This window comes from Dyella japonica (genome assembly GCF_040545895.1).
Classification (GTDB): Bacteria; Pseudomonadota; Gammaproteobacteria; order Xanthomonadales; family Rhodanobacteraceae; genus Dyella; species Dyella japonica_D.
In genome coordinates this window covers 769,515-786,669 of sequence record NZ_JBEPMU010000001.1, presented here as the reverse complement: position 1 = coordinate 786,669, position 17,155 = coordinate 769,515, and the positions used below count along the sequence as shown (strand labels likewise).

Below are 17,155 nucleotides of genomic sequence, written 5' to 3'. Positions count from 1 at the left end.
CCAGTGGCTTCAGTACGCAGTTTTGGTGAAACCATGTACAGGCTGGTTTTGGGCGAAAACCCAGCGGGTTCGCTACTGGATCCCGGCCTGCGCCGGGATGACGGGCAAACCTCTAAATCGGTGCGCAATGCCGCTCCAGCCACGCGAGGTCGGCATCCTCCAGCAGGGGCGCCAGCGCGGCGCGCACGGTGGCGTGGTAGTCGTCCAGCCAGGCGCGTTCCTCGGGGTTGAGCAAGCCCGGCTCCAGGGCGCGGCGGTCGAACGGGCAGAGCGTGAGCGTCTCGAACGCGTAGAACTCGCCGAACTCGGTCTTGTCCGCCTCGATCACCACCGCGAGGTTCTCGTGGCGGATGCCGTGGCGGCCTGCCTTATATAAGCCAGGCTCGATCGACGTGATCATGCCCGGATCCAGCGGCACCAGCGTGGCGCCGGAAGCGGGCGGGCGGATGCCGTGCGGGCCTTCGTGCACGTTGAGGAAGTAGCCCACGCCGTGGCCGGTGCCGTGGCCATAGTCCATGCCGCTGGCCCAGAGCGGCGCGCGCGCCAGCGCGTCCAGCTGCGGGCCGCTGGCGCCCTTGGGGAAACGGGCGCGGCTGAGTGCAATCAGGCCCTTCATCACCAGGGTGGCGTCGCGACGCTGCTCGGCGGTGGTTTCACCCAGCGCGAGCACACGCGTGATATCGGTGGTGCCGCCCAGGTATTGGCCGCCGGAATCGATCAGCAGCAGGCCCTGCGCCCTCAGTGTGCTGTGCGCCTCAGGCGTGGCGCGGTAGTGCGGCAGTGCGCCGTTGGCCATGTAGCCGGCGATGGTGGAGAAGCTCTCGCCCACAAAGTTGGGCTGCGCGGATCGCGCCTCGCGCACCAGTGCATCCACATCCAGCTCGGTCTGCGTCATGCCGGCGGTGACGCGTTCTTCCAGTCGGCGGAACGCGCGCACCAGCGCCGCGCCGTCGCGGCGCATCGCGTCGCGGATGTGTTCCAGCTCCGCTTCCGTCTTGCGCGCCTTGAACAGCGTCGAGGGATTGGCGGCTTCAATCGTGGCGGTGGTCTCGGGAATGGCCGAGGCGACGGCGACCACCACGCGGTTGCCATCGAGCAGCAACCGGTCCTGCGCGCCGAGTTCGGACAGCGCGTCGGTCACCGTGGCGTAATCGGCAATGCGCACCTGGTCGGCGGCCAACGCCTGCACCAGGGCGTCGCTGAGCTTGCCGCGGTCCACGAACAGCGTGGCGTGTCCCTCGGCCTGCACCAGCAGGTGGGCGAGGAACACCGGATTGCATTCCACATCGCTGCCGCGCAGGTTGGTCAGCCACGCGATGTCGTCGAGGCTGGACAGCAGATGATGCGTGGCGCCCAGCTTGCGCATGGCGGTGCGCAGTCGGCCGAACTTGTCACTGCGCGGCTGGGTGGCGTAGCGCGCGGGATGTTCGACGATGGCGGCGTGCGGCAGGGCGGGACGATCCGGCCAGATCAGGGCAGGGAGGTCGAGGTCGGTACGCAGGCGCGCGCCGATGCGTTCCAGGCGGCGCTCCAGCTGGCGCGCGGCGCTCAACGGGAAGCTGTCGCCAGCGACAGCCAACACCTGGCCTTCGCCCAGGTTGTCCAGCAGCCAGTCGATATGTTCGGGCGCGTGAGCCACGCGCTGCTTCATCAGCTCGATGCCGCTGCCGGCCAGTTCCTTGGCGGCCTGTGCGAAATAGCGGCCATCGGTCCACAAGCCCGCGTGTTTCGTGGTGACCACCAGGGTGCCGGCGGAACCGGTGAAGCCAGAAAGCCATTCGCGGGCCTGCCAGTGCGCGGGCAGGTATTCGGAAAGATGCGGGTCGGCACTGGGAACAAGACAGGCAGCGATGCCGTCTTGCTGCATGGCTTGCCGCAGGGCGGCCAGTTTCGTCGGCGTGGTGAGGTCCATCGGCGCATGGTAGCAGGGGCGCCGCAGCCTCGATTTTCTTTGTTTTTCGATCAGGTTCGACGGTGGAATGCGGGTGCGCGCGCTTGCTTTTTTTAGTCAAGTGGTCGCGGCGCCGTGCGCAAAATGTTGCACGTGCGGCATTGTGTCTCAAAGAGGCGAAAACGCGCGGACAAGTCGCTACCATGCCGCCCGTCCCCACGCTGTACCCCAGGTAGTCAGTGAACATGCATGCCCTTATTTCGCGCTTGCGCTACGCAGGCGTTGGCGCCGCTGTGTTGCTCAGCGGTTGCAACTTGGAAGTCCTCACGCCCAAGGGCGACGTGGGTTCTCAGGAGAAGTCCCTCATCCTGATCGCGCTGGGCTTGATGGCCATCGTGGCGATTCCGGTGATCGCGATGACGCTGTGGTTTCCCTGGCGCTATCGCAAGGCCAACGAGAAGGCCACTTACGCGCCGACGTGGTCGCACTCCACCAAGATCGAAGTGGTGGTGTGGACCATTCCCGCGATCATCGTGGCGATTCTTGCCGTGATCACCTGGACCAGCTCGCACGCGCTCGATCCGTACAAGCCGCTGGAATCGGAAGCCAAGCCGATCACCGTGCAAGTGGTGTCGATGGATTGGAAGTGGCTGTTCGTCTACCCGGAATACGGCGTGGCCTCGGTCAACGAGCTGGCGTTCCCGACCGATCGCCCGGTGAATTTCCAGATCACCTCCGATTCGGTGATGAATGCGTTCTTCATCCCGCAGCTGGGTAGCCAGGTCTATGCGATGGCGGGCATGGAAACCAAGCTGCACCTGATCGCCCGCGAGCCGGGTGCGTACGACGGCCTGTCGACCAACTTCAGTGGCGAAGGCTTCTCGGACATGCACTTCAAGGCCATCGCCACCTCGGAAGATGGCTTCAAGGACTGGATCGCCAAGGCCAAGGCCGCGCCGTCCACGCTGGACATCAACAGCTACAAGACGCTGGCCAAGCCCAGCGAGAAAACGCCGGTCGCCTACTACGGCAGCGTGGCCGACGGCCTGTTCGCGAGCGTCGTCAACCAACACATGGACGGCATGTCGCATGACGCCGCCGCGCACGAGGGCATGTCGATGGACATGCATCACGACGCGCCGGAAGAAAGCATGCAGATGGACATGCACGAACACCAGGACGGGGGCGCTCCGATCTCAAACAGCGTGTCCTCGAACATCACCCCGGCCAAGGCAGAGAAGTAAGCCATGTTTGGAAAGCTCACCCTTGACGCGATTCCCTATCACGAACCCATCGTGATGGTGACGCTCGCCGCCGTTCTCCTTGGCGGCGTGGCGATGCTCGCGGCTCTCACCAAGTTCCGTCTGTGGGGTTACCTGTGGAAGGAGTGGTTCACTTCGGTGGATCACAAGAAGATCGGCATCATGTACATCATCGTGGCGATGGTGATGCTGCTGCGCGGCTTCGCCGATGCGCTGATGATGCGCCTGCAACAGGCCACGGCCGCGGCCGATTCGGCCGGCTACCTGCCGCCGCACCACTTCGATCAGGTGTTCACCGCCCACGGCGTGATCATGATCTTCTTCGTGGCCATGCCGCTGATCACCGGCCTGATGAACCTGGTGGTGCCGCTGCAGATCGGCGCGCGCGACGTGGCCTATCCGTTCCTCAACTCGCTCAGCTTCTGGCTGTTCCTGTCGGGCGTGTTCCTGGTGATGGTGTCGCTGTTCGTGGGCGACTTTGCCGCGACCGGCTGGCTGGCCTATCCGCCGTTGTCCGGGCTTGATTACAGTCCAACGGTCGGCGTGGATTACTACATCTGGGCGCTGCAGTTGTCCGGTCTCGGCACCACGCTGAGCGGCATCAACTTCATCGTGACCATCATGAAGATGCGCACGCCCGGCATGACGCTGATGAAGATGCCGGTGTTCACCTGGACGGCGCTGGTCACCAACATCCTGATCGTGGCCGCGTTCCCGATCCTCACGGTGACGCTGGCGCTGCTCACGGCCGACCGCTATCTCGGCATGCACTTCTTCACCAACGATCTTGGCGGCAACGCCATGATGTACGTGAACCTGATCTGGATCTGGGGCCACCCCGAGGTCTACATCCTCGTGCTGCCGTGCTTTGGCGCGTTCTCGGAAATCGTCGCCACGTTCTCGAAGAAGCCGCTGTTCGGCTACAAGTCGATGGTGTACGCCACCTCGGCGATCGGCGTGCTCTCGTTCCTGGTGTGGCTGCACCACTTCTTCACCATGGGCTCGGGCGCGAACGTCAATGCCTTCTTTGGCATCATGACGATGATCATCTCCGTACCTACCGGCGCGAAGTTGTTCAACTGGTTGTTCACCATGTACCGCGGCCGCGTGGAATTCACCGTGCCGATGCTGTGGACGATCGGCTTCATGGTCACCTTCGTGGTGGGCGGCGTCACCGGCGTGCTGATGGCGGTGCCGGGTGCGGACTTCGTGCTGCACAACAGCGTGTTCCTGATCGCGCACTTCCACAACGTGATCATCGGCGGCGTGGTGTTTGGCTGCTTTGCGGCCATCAACTACTGGTTCCCGAAGGCGTTCGGCTTCCGCTTGAACGAGAGCTGGGGCAAGGCGTCGTTCTGGTGCTGGCTGGTGGGTTTCTACGTGGCCTTCGTGCCGCTGTACATCCTCGGCCTCAAGGGCATGACGCGTCGCATGAACCACTACGCGAACCCCGAGTGGCAGCCGTACCTGATCGTGGCCGCCATCGGCGCGGCGATCATCGCCGCCGGCATCTTCTGCATCCTCATGCAGTTCTACGTGAGCGTGCGTGACCGCAAGAAGCTCACCGATCCCAGCGGCGACCCGTGGGGTGGCCGCACCCTGGAATGGTCGATCAGCTCGCCCGCACCGTTCTACAACTTCGCAACGCTGCCCCAGGTCCGTGAACTGGACCAGTTCTGGGAAGACAAACAAAACGGAGTCGCCTACGTGCAACCTGCCAAGTACGAAGACATTCACATGCCCCGCAACACCGGCGTCGGTGTGGTCATGGGCGCGTTCGGTACGGTCCTGGGCTTCGCCCTCGTGTGGCACATCTGGTGGATGGCGGCTGTCGGCCTGCTGGGCATGATCGCCTCGTTCATCGTCCGCGCCTACGACCGCGACGTCGATTACTGGGTGCCGGCGGCGGAAGTCGAGCGCATCGAGCGTTCGCGTCACGCGCAGCTCAAGCAGTTCCAGACCACGCAGGTGGCTCCGGTGGCCGCGCCGCAGCGTCAGAAGGTGGCGTAAGTCATGAGCAGTCCTGCAGTAAGCGCCACCCACGGCGCGCTTGACGGCGTCTCCCATGGTGGAGACGCCCATCACCACGACGACGGATCCAAGACCCTGCTGGGGTTCTGGATCTATCTGATGAGCGACTGCCTGATCTTCTCGGGCCTGTTCGCCACCTTCGCCGTGCTGGCCAACGCCACCGCCGGCGGCCCGAGCGGCAAGGAGCTGTTCGAGCTGCCGTACGTGCTCGGCGAGACCATGCTGCTGCTGATCTCGTCGGTCACCTTCGGCATGGCCATGCTCGCCATGCACGCCGGCAAGAAGAACCAGCTGTTGGCGTGGCTGGCGGTGACCTTCGTGTTCGGTGCCGGCTTCATCGGCATGGAAGTGCACGAGTTCGCCAAGCTGATCGCCGACGGCGCCGGTCCGAGCCGCAGCGCGTTCCTTTCCAGTTACTTCACCCTGGTGGGCACGCACGGCCTGCATGTGACCTGCGGCCTGATCTGGCTGGTGGTGATGATGGACCAGATGCGCCGCTACGGCCTGACCGACGCGACCCGTCGCCGCCTGTCCTGCCTGAGCCTGTTCTGGCACTTCCTGGACATCGTCTGGATCTGCGTCTTCACCTTTGTCTACCTGCGGGGGGCCATCTGATGTCCGGCAACCACTCTTCCCATGACGCGGCCCACCACGGCGCCGACCATGCCGACCACGGCAGCACCAAGTCCTACCTCGTCGGCTTCATGCTGTCGGTGGTGCTCACGCTCGCCTCGTTCGGCGTGGTGATGAGCGGCAAGGTGCCGCACGACCTGATGATGCCGGGCATCATCGTGTTCGGCGTGGCCCAGCTGGTGGTGCAGCTGGTGTACTTCCTGCACATGGGCACCTCGCCGTCGCAGCGAGGCAACCTCGCCATCATGCTGTTCACCCTGCTGATCCTGGCCATCGTGGTGGTGGGCTCGCTGTGGGTGCTGCACAACATGAATGTGAACATGATGCATCCGACCTCGCAGATGGTGCCGGTGGAGTAAGCCGGTTTCTGCTTGATGACAAAGGCGCCTATGGGCGCCTTTGTTGTTTCAGGGGGAACTCCGACCTTCATTCCCGTTTGGTGCCGCTCACCGTCATTCCGGCGGAAGCCGGAATCCAGCGCCTTTGAGACCGGGCGGAACTCACTGGATTCCGGCTTTCGCCGGAATGACTGTGAGGGTCGTGGGGCGGTGCCGGGAGGCGCCAACTTGAACGCCTCAGTCATTTAGACCCCGCAAACCCTCGCGGTGAAACCGTTCTTCCCCTAAAATACAAATTTCCAGCACGGCTGCATCCCATGACCCCCCTGATTTTCGTCACCGGCGGTGTGGTGTCCTCTCTTGGCAAGGGCATCGCCGCGGCGTCGCTGGCTTCCATCCTGGAAGCGCGTGGCCTCTCGGTCACCATGATGAAGCTGGATCCCTATATCAATGTGGATCCCGGCACCATGAGCCCCTTCCAGCACGGAGAGGTCTACGTGACCGACGACGGTGCCGAGACCGACCTCGACCTCGGTCACTACGAGCGCTTCGTCAACACGCGGCTTACCGGCAAGAATTCGATTACGACCGGCAAGATCTACGAGTCGGTGATCCGCAAGGAGCGCCGCGGCGACTACCTCGGCGCCACCGTGCAGGTGATTCCGCATATCACCGACGAGATCAAGCACTGCATCCATGAGGCCACCCGCGGCTATGACGTGGCGATGGTCGAGATCGGCGGCACCGTGGGCGACATCGAGTCGCTGCCGTTCCTGGAGGCCATCCGCCAGCTGCGTATCGAGCACGGCCCGGAGAAGGTGATGTTCATGCACCTGACCCTGGTGCCTTACATCAAGGCCGCCGGCGAGATCAAAACCAAGCCCACCCAGCATTCGGTGAAGGAGCTGCGCTCCATCGGTATCCAGCCCGACGTACTGCTGTGCCGTTGCGAACAGCCGCTGCCCGATGGCGAGCGCCGCAAGATCGCCCTGTTCACCAACGTGCCCGAAAACGCCGTGATCAGCGCGGCCGACGTGGACATCATCTACAAGCAGCCGCTGTGGCTGCACAAGCAGGGCCTCGACGAAATCGTGGTCAAGCGCCTGGGCCTGCAGGCCGGTCCGGCGGATCTTTCCTCGTGGCAGCGCACGGTCGACGCGGTCGAGCATCCGAAGGACGAGGTCAACGTCGCCATCGTCGGCAAGTACGTCGAGCACAAGGACGCCTACAAGTCCCTGGGCGAGGCGCTGCGTCACGGCGGCATCAAGCAGCTCACCCGCGTGAATCTCAACTGGGTTGATTCGGAGCAGGTCGAGGCCGAGGGCGCCGCCAAGGTGCTGGGCAACGCCGACGCCATCCTGGTGCCGGGCGGTTTCGGCAAGCGCGGCTTCGAAGGCAAGGTGCTGGCGGCCAAGTACGCCCGCGAGAAGGGCGTGCCGTACTTCGGCATCTGCTACGGCATGCACGCCGCGGTGGTGGACTTCGCCCGCAACGTGGCCGGTCTTCCCGAAGCTGATTCCAGCGAGAACGACCGCAACAGTCCCGATCCGGTGATCGCGCTGATCACCGAGTGGACCACGGCCACCGGTGAAGTGGAACAGCGCAGCGAGCGCTCGGACCTGGGCGGCACCATGCGCCTGGGTGCGCAGGAATGCCGCCTCAAGGCCGGCACGCTGGCGCGCGAGCTGTACGGCCAGGACGTGGTGCGCGAGCGCCATCGTCACCGCTACGAATTCAACAATCGCTATCGTCAGACCTTCGAAGACCTCGGCCTGGTGATCTCGGGCAAGTCGATGGACGATCTCCTGGTCGAAATCGTCGAGCTGCCGCAGCAGAAGCACCCGTGGTTCCTCGGCTGCCAGGCGCACCCGGAATTCACCTCCACCCCGCGCGACGGCCATCCGCTGTTCATCGGCTTCGTGCAGGCAGCGCGCGAGTTCAAGGCGGTGCGCGAAGGCGAGCGTCTTGCGAAGGAGTCCGTGGCATGAAGTTGTGTGGCTTCGATGTCGGCCTCGACCAGCCGCTGTTCCTGATCGCCGGCCCCTGCGTGGTCGAGTCCGAACAGCTGCAGATGGACACGGCCGGCAAGCTCAAGGAAATCACTGCCAAGCTGGGCATTAACTTCATCTTCAAGTCGAGCTTCGACAAGGCCAACCGCTCCTCGGGCACCAGCTTCCGCGGTCCCGGCATGGAAGCGGGCCTGAAGATCCTCGGCGAAGTGAAGCGCCAGCTCGGCGTGCCCGTGCTCACCGACGTGCACGAATACACGCCGATGAACGAAGTGGCCGCCGTGGTCGACGTGCTGCAGACGCCGGCCTTCCTGTGCCGCCAGACCGACTTCATCCAGAACGTGGCGCGCGCCGGCAAGCCGGTGAACATCAAGAAGGGCCAGTTCCTCGCGCCGTGGGACATGAAGAACGTGGTCGAGAAGGCCAAGGCCGTCGGCAACGACGACATCATGGTGTGCGAGCGCGGCGCCAGCTTTGGCTACAACAACCTCGTGTCGGACATGCGCTCGCTGAGCGTGATGCGCGACACCGGCTGCCCGGTGGTGTTCGACGCTACGCATTCGGTGCAGCTGCCGGGCGGGCAGGGCACCAGTTCGGGTGGCCAGCGCGAATTCGTGCCGGTGCTGGCGCGTGCGGCGGTGGCCGTGGGCGTGGCCGGCCTGTTTGCGGAAACGCATCCCGATCCCTCCAAGGCGCTCAGCGATGGCCCCAATGCGTGGCCGCTGGACAAGATGGAGGCGCTGCTGGAAACCCTGCTCGAACTCGACCAGGTCACCAAGCGACATCCGTTCCTCGAACATACGCTGTGATTCGTCTTGGGGGAGGCGAGTGAAGCGCATCCCCCGCAAATCAGGCAGGATGTTTCCCCCTCGCTTCATTCACCTCACAAGCTACGGACCCCATGAGCACTGAAATCACCCGCATCCACGCACGTGAAATCCTCGATTCCCGCGGCAACCCCACGCTTGAAGCGGAAGTGACCCTTGCCGGCGGCGGCTTTGGCCGCGCGGCCGTGCCGAGCGGTGCGTCGACGGGTTCGCGCGAAGCGGTGGAACTGCGCGACGGTGACAAGGCGCGTTACCTGGGCAAGGGCGTGAAGAACGCCGTGGGCAACGTCAACGGTGCCATCGCCAGCGCACTGAAGGGTTTTGATGCGGCCAACCAGGGCGGCCTCGACGCCAAGCTGATCAACCTCGACGGCACGCCGAACAAGGGCAAGCTGGGCGCCAACGCGCTGCTGGGCGTCTCCATGGCTGCCGCGCACGCCGTGGCCGCGCAGAACCGCCAGCCGCTGTGGCAGTACCTCGCCAGCATCAACGGCACCACCGGCAAGCCCGGTTCGCTGCCGGTGCCGATGATGAACATCATCAACGGCGGCGCGCATGCCGACAACAATGTCGACGTGCAGGAATTCATGGTGCTGCCGGTGGGCGTGTCGAGTTTCAGCGAGGCGCTGCGCGCCGGCGCCGAGATCTTCCACGCGCTCAAGAGCGTGCTCAAGGGCAAGGGCCTCAACACCGCCGTGGGCGATGAAGGCGGCTTCGCGCCGGACCTGCGCTCCAACATCGAAGCGCTCGACACCATCCTCGAAGCCGTGAACAAGGCCGGCTACAAGGTGGGCAGCGAGATCCTGCTTGGCCTTGACGTGGCCAGCTCGGAGTTCTTCAAGAACGGCAAGTACGACCTGGAAGGCGAAGGCAAGGTCTACACGCCGGAACAGTGGGTCGATGTGCTGGCCAGCTGGGCCAAGCAGTACCCCATCGTCACCATCGAAGACGGCATGGGCGAAGGCGACTGGGACGGCTGGAAGCACCTTACCGACAAGCTCGGCCAGAACATCCAGCTGGTGGGCGACGATCTGTTCGTCACCAACCCGACCATCTTCAAGGAAGGCATCGACAAGAAGATTGCCAACGCCATCCTGATCAAGGTCAACCAGATCGGCACGCTGTCCGAAACGCTGGAAGCCATCGCCATGGCCGACGCCGCCAAGTACGCGGCCATCGTGTCGCACCGCTCGGGCGAGACGGAAGACACCACCATTTCCGACATCGCCGTGGCCACCACCGCGACACAGATCAAGACCGGCTCGCTGTGCCGTACCGATCGCGTGGCCAAGTACAACCAGCTGCTGCGCATCGAAGAAGCCTTGGGCTCGGCGGCACGTTACGCTGGTCGTGACGCGTTCCCGAATCTGGCTAAGCTGCCGGGCTGATAGGAGCGCGTCTCGCCCATGCTGCGTTGGGTCGCCCTGGTCCTGGTCCTCGTCCTGATCGCCCTGCAGGTGAAACTGTGGAGCGGCACCGGTGGTGTGCATGGCGTGGAAACGCTGCGCGCCGCGGTGAAGAAACAGGGTGAGGACAACGACAAGCTGACCCAGCGCAACCAGGCCCTCGGCGCGGATGTAAGTGACCTCAAGCACGGCGAACAGGCCGTCGAGGCACGCGCCCGTGCCGAGCTTGGCCTGATCAAGCCGGGCGAAACGTTCTACCAGGTGGTCGAAAAGCCGGGCGCCACGCAGGCGCCCGCGTCCGCAGCCTCTACCAACGGCAACCCATGAGCGCGCCGCTCTGGTGCGTGGTGCCGGCGGCGGGGCGCGGCACGCGCGTAGGTGGCAGCATCCCCAAGCAATACCTGCCGCTCGCAGGTCGTCCGCTCATCGTGCATACGCTGGAGCGGCTGGCCACGCACCCGCGCATTGCCGGCCTGATGGTGGTGCTGGGCGACAACGATGCCCACTGGCCTGGTATCGACCATCTGTATGGAAAACCCGTGCTCACCACGTTGGGTGGTGCCGAGCGTTGCGACTCGGTGCTGGCAGGCGTGCGTGCCTTGCCGGATACCATCGGCGACGACGGATTCGTGCTGGTACATGACGCCGCGCGTCCCTGCGTGCGCGAAGGCGACATCACGCGGCTGATCGATCTTGGCGTGCCCGCTGGCGGCGGTTTGCTCGGTGCACCGCTGCGCGACACGCTCAAGCGCGCGGACGCTGCCGGTCGCAGCGAAGTCACCGAACCGCGCGATCATCGCTGGCGGGCCTTCACGCCGCAGATGTTCCGTCGTGGCGAACTGTCGGCAGCGCTGCAGGCCGCCCACGCGGCGGGCGTCACCGTAAGCGACGAGGCGATGGCGATGGAGCGCGCGGGTTTCGCGCCGCTGCTCGTCGAAGGCGCCGAAGACAATATCAAGGTCACCACGGCAACGGATTTCGCGCTCGCGGAATTCCTGTTGTCGCGTATGAGATGAGCCGCCACGGCTCCAAGGAGTACCCCATGATGCGGATCGGACAGGGCTTCGACGTCCACACGTTCGGCGAAGGCGACCACGTGATGCTGGGCGGCGTGCGCGTGCCGCACACGCACGGCGTGGTGGCGCACTCCGATGGCGACGTGGTGATTCACGCCTTGTGCGATGCCATCTTCGGTGCGCTGGCGCTGGGCGACATCGGCCGTCATTTTCCGCCGAGCCAGGAACAGTGGAGCAACGCCGACAGCCGCGTGTTCCTTCGTCATGCCGCCAAGCTGATGCGCGAACAGGGCTATGCGCTGGGCAACGCGGACGTCACCGTGATCTGCGAAGCGCCGAAGGTCGGTCCGCACTCGCTGGCCATGCGCGAAGCGGTGGCCGAAGAACTGGGCTGCGAACTGGACCGCATCAGCATCAAGGCCACCACCACCGAAAAGCTCGGCTTTACCGGCCGCGGCGAGGGCATTGCGGCGCAAGCCTGCGTGCTGCTGGTACTGGCATGAGCGAGACAGGAGGCCGCTCTTCGGCCTCGCGTCTACACGATCAGCTGGAAGACATCGCCGAGTTGCTGCGGCGGTTGCGTGGTCTTGGCCAGTTGCCCGAGCCCGATCTTGACCAGGGTTTTCGCGAAGTGCAGGTCGAACTGCAAAGCCTGCTCGACGCCCTGCATCCGGCCGACATCGCTTATGTGCTCGAAGCCTTGCCGCTCACCGACCGCCTGGCGATCTGGCAGCGCGTCAAGGCCGATCGCGACGGCGAGATTCTGCTGGAAGTCTCCGACGCGGTGCGCGAGTCGCTCATCGCGGACATGGACGAGCACGAGATCCTCGCCGCCGTCGAACCGCTGGATGCCGACGAGCTGGCCGATCTCGTCGACGACCTGCCCACCGAAGTGCTGCCCGAACTCATGGCCAGCCTCGATGCGCAGCAACGCGAGCGCGTGCAGGCGGCGTTGTCGTACGAGGACGATCAGGTCGGCGCGCTGATGGATTTCGAGATGGTCACCATCCGCGACGACATCAGCCTCGAAACCGTGCTGCGCTACCTGCGCCGTTTTGAGGAACTCCCTGCGCAAACCGACAAGCTGTTCGTGATCAATCACGACAACCTGCTCACCGGTGTACTGCCGCTGCACTGGCTGCTGGTCAATTCGCCCGAGAAGCGCGTGAGCGAGGTGATGGCACCGGACGTGAACACGTTCCATCCCACGGACGATGCCTACGAAGTGGCCCAGGCCTTCGAACGCTACGACCTCGTCACGGCGCCGGTGGTGGATGGCAACGGGCATCTCATCGGCCGACTCACCATCGACTCCATGGTCGACGTGCTGCGCGAAGAAAGCGAAAGCGAAGCGCTGAGTCGCGGCGGCCTGCGCGAAGAGGAAGATGTCTTCGCCTCCGTCTGGAAATCGATCCGAAATCGTTGGGCGTGGCTGGCAATCAACCTGGTGACGGCCTTCATCGCCTCGCGCGTGATCGGCCTGTTCGAAGGCTCGATCCAGCATCTGGTGGCGCTGGCCACGTTGATGCCCATCGTCGCGGGCATCGGCGGCAATTCGGGCAACCAGACCATCACCATGATCGTGCGCGCACTCGCGCTGGACCAGATCACGCCGGCCAGCGCGCGTCGCCTGTGGCGCAAGGAGATCGCCGTGGCGCTGATCAACGGCGTGGTGTGGGGCAGCGTGATTGGCGTGGTGGCGTGGCTGCTCTACGACAACTTCCCCCTGGGCGTGGTGATGACCGCGGCGATGACCTTGAACCTCGTGCTTGCGGCGTTCTGCGGCGTCGGCATTCCGCTCATGATGATGCGGATGGGGCGCGATCCGGCGCTGGGCTCCAGCGTCATGATCACCGCCATGACCGACTCGGGCGGCTTCTTCATCTTTCTCGGTCTCGCCACGCTGTTCCTGATGTAATGCGCCCCGGCGCTTTTCTTCTTTGTTGCCGGCACGCCGGTGGAGTCTCATGTCCGATCTTGAATTGCCCTATGCCTACGGCAACCCGCCGCTGTCCGCCGTACTGCGCAGCACTCCAGAGGATTTCCAGGTCGAGGAAATCCTCGGCTACGACGCCGATGGCGAAGGCGAGCACGCGCTGTTGTGGGTGGAGAAGCGCGGCGCCAACACCGATTGGGTGGCACGCGAGTTGGCGAAGTTCGCTGGCATTCCGCCGCTCAACGTGGGCTATGCGGGACTCAAGGATCGCCATGCCGTCACGCGCCAGACCTTCTCCGTGCAGCTGGCAGGCAAGACCGACCCCGATTGGTCGACGTTGACCGCCGAGGGCGTGAAGGTGCTGGCGGTGACGCGTCACAAGCGCAAGCTCAAGCGTGGCGCGTTGCGCGGCAATCGCTTCGTGCTGGTGTTGCGCCAGGTCGATGGCGATCGCGTGGTGGCGGATCAGATCCTCAAGCAGATCGCACAGCGCGGCGTGCCCAACTATTTCGGCGAGCAGCGTTTCGGTCGCGAGGGCGGCAACGTGGCGCAGGCGCGCGCAATGTTCGCGGGGCGCCGCGTGGATCGCGACAAGCGTCACTTCCTGTTGTCGGCCGCGCGTTCGCACATCTTCAACGCCGTGCTGGCGGCACGCGTGGAGCGCGATGCATGGGATTCGCCGATGGAAGGCGAGATCTGGTCGCTGGCCGGTTCGCGTTCGTGGTTTGGACCGGAGCCGTTTGATGCCACGCTGTCGCAGCGGTTGGCGACGGGAGACATTCATCCGTCAGGTCCGTTGTGGGGCCGTGGCGAGACGCCGGCTCAGGCTGAGGTGGCGTTGTTGGAGAACGCCATCGCTGCGGACAATGCCGATCTTGCCGAAGGCCTTGTAGCCGCGAAGATGGACCAGGAGCGTCGCGCCTTGCGGATGATTCCTCAGGACCTGACGTGGCGTTGGCTCGACGGCGGCACGCTGGAGCTGAGCTTCGGGTTACCCGCGGGGGCGTACGCCACTACTGTGGTAAGAGAGTTGGCGATTACGGGCTAAATAGGCCGTCATATACACTCGGGCCGAATCGAATGCCTTTCCGCGAAGCTGCGCGGTCGTTACTGCTGTGCACATGTACGAAGAAGCGTTAGACCTGCGCTTAGGCTTGAGGAGTTAGTTCCGCCCATGGAATGGCACGCTCGACGAGAGGGATGCATTTTTTGCCTGTTGCTTGGTACGGCGGCCGTGGTTGCTGAAAATGACTTCGCATTTGCGCTGTATGACAAATATCCAGTCAGGCCTCTGCATACGCTCGTCCTTCCCAAACGACATATCACGGACGTGTTCTTTTCGACCGCGCAGGAACGAGAAGCAATGCATGAGCTTATCTTGTCGTGCCGCGAAACTATCCTGCGCGAAGACGCCACCGTCCTAGGTTTCAATCTCGGGTCTAATATCGGTCACGCCGCTGGGCAGAAGATATTTCACGCGCATGTCCATCTGATACCGAGACGGGACGGTGAAGCCGAACTTCCCGGCGCGACGAGCGGCTGATTTGTTCGGCAACACGTCCTAGTGCCCCTTCAGCAGCACGACAACCGCTCCGGTTCCGCCTTGCATCGGCCTGGCCGAAGCAAACGCCACCACATCGTCACGGCGTCGCAGCATGCGATCGGTCAGCACTTTCAGTACGGGGCCGGCGGCGCGGGAGCGTAGCCCTTTGCCGTGCACGATGCGTACGCAGCGGATGCCGCGGTGTTTAGCTTCGGCGAGGAAATCCGTGATGCATGCCTGCGCGGTGGCGGCGTTCATCTGGTGCAGGTCGATCTCGTCCTGGATGCTGTACTGGCCGCGCTTGAGCTGGCGCAGCAGTTTGGGCGGATAGCCGTCACGCAGGTAGCTCAGTTCTTCGCCGACTTCGAGCAGGCCGGGGTCGAAGGCCATGTCCAGCAGTTCGCCGGGCACGGCGGCTTCGTCCGCCTCGAACATGAGCGGGAGCGGCTCGGGCTTGGGTGCCGATGGCGCGGGTTCGACCGGGTCGATGGGTTTCACGTCGCCAATCGCCTCGCGGAACAGGCGGGCATCGTCGTCGGTTACCGGAGTGGGCGGGCGCGGTTTCATGCCTGGAATCCTAATGCACCTGCGTTACGGCGGCGTCGCGTCGCGGTTGAGCCGGCGACCACGAATGGCGGCACATCGGCGGCTGGAAACGTGAGGCAGGCTGATGTGAAACCGCTGCGCCGGTCCGGTAGACTTCAGGCTTCACCCGGCGTGCGCCGTCCAACCCGCGCCGCCACGATTGGCTTTGAACGGATCATCATGCGAGTTCTTGTTTCCAACGACGACGGCGTGGATGCACCGGGCATCCGCGTGCTCGCCGAGCGCCTCGGCGCGGTCGGCCAGGTGACCGTAGTGGCACCCGACCGCGATCGCTCCGGCGCCAGCAACTCCCTCACGCTCGACGCGCCCATTCGCGCGCTGCGCATGGACAACGGGTACTACCGCGTGGCGGGCACGCCCACCGACTGCGTCCATCTGGCCCTCGCCGGCATGCTGGACGAAGAGCCGGACATGGTCGTCTCGGGCATCAACAATTCGGCCAACCTCGGCGACGACGTGATCTATTCGGGCACGGTATCGGCCGCGATGGAAGGTCGTTTCCTTGGCCTGCCTGCCATCGCCGTGTCGCTGGTCAGCAAGGACCATAAGGGCGAGCACTACGATTCCGCGGCCAATGCCGTGCTGCTGTTGATGCAGCAGTTGCTGGTCGATCCGCTGCCGGCGGACACCATTCTCAACGTCAACGTGCCCGACCTGCCGTGGGATGAGATCCGCGGCTTCGAAGTCACGCGACTGGGCAAGCGCCACCGTTCGGAGCCTTGCATCAAGCAGACCGATCCGCGCGGCAAGGAAATCTGGTGGATCGGCCCGGCTGGCGACGTGGACGACGCCGGCCCGGGCACGGACTTCAACGCCGTGCGCCGTGGTTACGTGTCAGTCACGCCCATCCACGTGGACCTCACGCGCTTCCAGGCGCTGGAAAAGGTCAGCAGCTGGATCGGCGGGTTGAACAAGGGCGTGGCCGGCGGCAAGCCCGCCGACGAGGCAGCGTGAGGGCATGAACGTGCATCCTTTGCCGCCATCCGCGTTGAAAGGCGAGGGCATGACCTCGCAGCGCGCGCGTGACCGCCTGGCCATGAAGCTCAAGGACGAAGGCATTCGCGACCAGCGCGTGATCGACGTGATCCGCAACACGCCGCGTCACCATTTCATCGACCAGGCGCTTCATTCGCGCGCCTACGAAAACACCGCGCTGCCCATCGGCCATGGACAGACCATCTCCCAGCCGTGGGTGGTGGCGCGCATGACCGAGGCCTTGCTCGAGCGCCCTGACGGCAAGCAGGGCGTACCGCAGAAAGTGCTCGAAATCGGCACCGGCTCGGGCTACCAGGCCGTGGTGCTCGCACAACTGGTGCCGCAGGTCTTCACGGTGGAACGCATCGAGGAACTGCTGCGCCAGGCGCGTCGCCGTTTCCGCCAGCTCGGCCTCAACAACATCCGCTCGCGACACGACGACGGCAAGCTGGGTTGGCCGGACGAGGCGCCGTTCGACGCCATCATTCTTACCGCCGCAGGCGATGCGATTCCGCACGCCGTGCTCGATCAGCTCAGCCCCACGGGCGTGCTGGTGGCGCCGGTGGGTTCGCCGAGCAACCAGACCCTGATCCGCATGCGTGGCGACGGGCAGGGCGATTTCATCCAGGAAGAACTGGCCGCCGTCAGTTTCGTGCCCCTGCTTGGCGGCATCGGCTGATGA

17 protein-coding genes are annotated in these 17,155 nt (G+C 64.4%); 15 read left to right on the top strand and 2 right to left on the bottom strand.

Features of this window, described 5'->3' with window-relative positions; all coding sequences use genetic code 11:
* Nucleotides 1–112: 112 nt before the first annotated feature.
* Nucleotides 113–1,912, bottom strand: a complete 1,800-nt coding sequence (locus ABIC75_RS03335) for an aminopeptidase P family protein (protein ID WP_354012429.1) — start codon at nt 1,910–1,912, stop codon at nt 113–115.
* A 224-nt stretch (nt 1,913–2,136) separates the two neighbouring features.
* Here ABIC75_RS03335 and cyoA point away from each other — a divergent pair, with 224 nt between their 5' ends.
* The 13 genes from cyoA to ABIC75_RS03270 all read left to right on the top strand — a co-directional run bounded on the left by cyoA (nt 2,137) and on the right by ABIC75_RS03270 (nt 14,892).
* Nucleotides 2,137–3,135, top strand: coding sequence for a ubiquinol oxidase subunit II (gene cyoA / locus ABIC75_RS03330; RefSeq protein ID WP_354012428.1), 999 nt, complete (start codon nt 2,137–2,139; stop codon nt 3,133–3,135).
* Nucleotides 3,136–3,138: 3 nt separating this feature from the next.
* Nucleotides 3,139–5,163 (top strand): cytochrome o ubiquinol oxidase subunit I, encoded by a 2,025-nt coding sequence (gene cyoB, locus ABIC75_RS03325; RefSeq protein ID WP_354012427.1) that lies wholly within the window; start codon nt 3,139–3,141, stop codon nt 5,161–5,163.
* A 3-nt stretch (nt 5,164–5,166) separates the two neighbouring features.
* The gene (gene cyoC, locus ABIC75_RS03320) at nt 5,167–5,799 is read left to right on the top strand and encodes a cytochrome o ubiquinol oxidase subunit III (RefSeq protein ID WP_354012426.1); all 633 of its coding nucleotides are present in this window, start codon (nt 5,167–5,169) and stop codon (nt 5,797–5,799) included.
* A complete protein-coding gene (cyoD, locus tag ABIC75_RS03315) occupies nt 5,799–6,176 on the top strand; it encodes a cytochrome o ubiquinol oxidase subunit IV (protein WP_354012425.1) in 378 nt (125 codons plus the stop codon). Before cyoC ends, cyoD begins: the two co-directional genes overlap by 1 nt.
* Before the next feature lie 296 nt (nt 6,177–6,472).
* Nucleotides 6,473–8,143 (top strand): CTP synthase, encoded by a 1,671-nt coding sequence (locus tag ABIC75_RS03310; protein WP_354012424.1) that lies wholly within the window; start codon nt 6,473–6,475, stop codon nt 8,141–8,143.
* Nucleotides 8,140–8,973 (top strand): 3-deoxy-8-phosphooctulonate synthase, encoded by an 834-nt coding sequence (gene kdsA / locus ABIC75_RS03305; protein WP_354012423.1) that lies wholly within the window; start codon nt 8,140–8,142, stop codon nt 8,971–8,973. The genes ABIC75_RS03310 and kdsA overlap by 4 nt, the downstream gene beginning before the upstream one ends.
* A gap of 92 nt (nt 8,974–9,065) precedes the next feature.
* Nucleotides 9,066–10,379 (top strand): phosphopyruvate hydratase, encoded by a 1,314-nt coding sequence (gene eno, locus ABIC75_RS03300; RefSeq protein ID WP_354012422.1) that lies wholly within the window; start codon nt 9,066–9,068, stop codon nt 10,377–10,379.
* Nucleotides 10,380–10,397: 18 nt separating this feature from the next.
* Nucleotides 10,398–10,724: a cell division protein FtsB gene (gene ftsB / locus ABIC75_RS03295; RefSeq protein ID WP_046971484.1), complete on the top strand. Its 327-nt coding sequence runs from the start codon at nt 10,398–10,400 to the stop codon at nt 10,722–10,724.
* Nucleotides 10,721–11,413 carry a 2-C-methyl-D-erythritol 4-phosphate cytidylyltransferase gene (gene ispD, locus ABIC75_RS03290; RefSeq protein ID WP_354012421.1) on the top strand — a complete coding sequence of 231 codons (693 nt, stop codon included), beginning with the start codon at nt 10,721–10,723 and terminating at the stop codon, nt 11,411–11,413. Before ftsB ends, ispD begins: the two co-directional genes overlap by 4 nt.
* Before the next feature lie 29 nt (nt 11,414–11,442).
* Nucleotides 11,443–11,916 (top strand): 2-C-methyl-D-erythritol 2,4-cyclodiphosphate synthase, encoded by a 474-nt coding sequence (gene ispF / locus ABIC75_RS03285; protein ID WP_354013057.1) that lies wholly within the window; start codon nt 11,443–11,445, stop codon nt 11,914–11,916.
* A complete protein-coding gene (mgtE, locus tag ABIC75_RS03280; protein ID WP_354012420.1) occupies nt 11,913–13,331 on the top strand; it encodes a magnesium transporter in 1,419 nt (472 codons plus the stop codon). The genes ispF and mgtE overlap by 4 nt, the downstream gene beginning before the upstream one ends.
* Nucleotides 13,332–13,380: 49 nt before the next feature.
* Nucleotides 13,381–14,397: a tRNA pseudouridine(13) synthase TruD gene (truD, locus tag ABIC75_RS03275; protein ID WP_354012419.1), complete on the top strand. Its 1,017-nt coding sequence runs from the start codon at nt 13,381–13,383 to the stop codon at nt 14,395–14,397.
* Between the two features lie 126 nt (nt 14,398–14,523).
* Nucleotides 14,524–14,892 carry an HIT family protein gene (locus tag ABIC75_RS03270; RefSeq protein ID WP_354012418.1) on the top strand — a complete coding sequence of 123 codons (369 nt, stop codon included), beginning with the start codon at nt 14,524–14,526 and terminating at the stop codon, nt 14,890–14,892.
* 18 nt (nt 14,893–14,910) lie between these two features.
* Here the strand turns inward: ABIC75_RS03270 and ABIC75_RS03265 are convergent, their stop codons facing one another.
* Nucleotides 14,911–15,459 (bottom strand): Smr/MutS family protein, encoded by a 549-nt coding sequence (locus ABIC75_RS03265; protein ID WP_354012417.1) that lies wholly within the window; start codon nt 15,457–15,459, stop codon nt 14,911–14,913.
* 198 nt (nt 15,460–15,657) lie between these two features.
* On the opposite strand from ABIC75_RS03265, the gene surE reads away from it, so the two are divergent.
* Nucleotides 15,658–16,452 carry a 5'/3'-nucleotidase SurE gene (surE, locus tag ABIC75_RS03260; protein ID WP_354012416.1) on the top strand — a complete coding sequence of 265 codons (795 nt, stop codon included), beginning with the start codon at nt 15,658–15,660 and terminating at the stop codon, nt 16,450–16,452.
* A gap of 4 nt (nt 16,453–16,456) precedes the next feature.
* Complete coding sequence (locus tag ABIC75_RS03255; protein ID WP_354012415.1) at nt 16,457–17,152, top strand: protein-L-isoaspartate(D-aspartate) O-methyltransferase; 696 nt, start codon at nt 16,457–16,459, stop codon at nt 17,150–17,152.
* Nucleotides 17,153–17,155: the final 3 nt, after the last annotated feature.

Coding starts and splice junctions, on each gene's coding strand:
- ABIC75_RS03335 (WP_354012429.1), bottom strand. CDS start 1,912: ATGGACCTCACCACGCCGACGAAACTGGCCGCCCTGCGGCAAGCCATG.
- cyoA (WP_354012428.1), top strand. CDS start 2,137: ATGCATGCCCTTATTTCGCGCTTGCGCTACGCAGGCGTTGGCGCCGCT.
- cyoB (WP_354012427.1), top strand. CDS start 3,139: ATGTTTGGAAAGCTCACCCTTGACGCGATTCCCTATCACGAACCCATC.
- cyoC (WP_354012426.1), top strand. CDS start 5,167: ATGAGCAGTCCTGCAGTAAGCGCCACCCACGGCGCGCTTGACGGCGTC.
- cyoD (WP_354012425.1), top strand. CDS start 5,799: ATGTCCGGCAACCACTCTTCCCATGACGCGGCCCACCACGGCGCCGAC.
- ABIC75_RS03310 (WP_354012424.1), top strand. CDS start 6,473: ATGACCCCCCTGATTTTCGTCACCGGCGGTGTGGTGTCCTCTCTTGGC.
- kdsA (WP_354012423.1), top strand. CDS start 8,140: ATGAAGTTGTGTGGCTTCGATGTCGGCCTCGACCAGCCGCTGTTCCTG.
- eno (WP_354012422.1), top strand. CDS start 9,066: ATGAGCACTGAAATCACCCGCATCCACGCACGTGAAATCCTCGATTCC.
- ftsB (WP_046971484.1), top strand. CDS start 10,398: ATGCTGCGTTGGGTCGCCCTGGTCCTGGTCCTCGTCCTGATCGCCCTG.
- ispD (WP_354012421.1), top strand. CDS start 10,721: ATGAGCGCGCCGCTCTGGTGCGTGGTGCCGGCGGCGGGGCGCGGCACG.
- ispF (WP_354013057.1), top strand. CDS start 11,443: ATGCGGATCGGACAGGGCTTCGACGTCCACACGTTCGGCGAAGGCGAC.
- mgtE (WP_354012420.1), top strand. CDS start 11,913: ATGAGCGAGACAGGAGGCCGCTCTTCGGCCTCGCGTCTACACGATCAG.
- truD (WP_354012419.1), top strand. CDS start 13,381: ATGTCCGATCTTGAATTGCCCTATGCCTACGGCAACCCGCCGCTGTCC.
- ABIC75_RS03270 (WP_354012418.1), top strand. CDS start 14,524: ATGGAATGGCACGCTCGACGAGAGGGATGCATTTTTTGCCTGTTGCTT.
- ABIC75_RS03265 (WP_354012417.1), bottom strand. CDS start 15,459: ATGAAACCGCGCCCGCCCACTCCGGTAACCGACGACGATGCCCGCCTG.
- surE (WP_354012416.1), top strand. CDS start 15,658: ATGCGAGTTCTTGTTTCCAACGACGACGGCGTGGATGCACCGGGCATC.
- ABIC75_RS03255 (WP_354012415.1), top strand. CDS start 16,457: ATGAACGTGCATCCTTTGCCGCCATCCGCGTTGAAAGGCGAGGGCATG.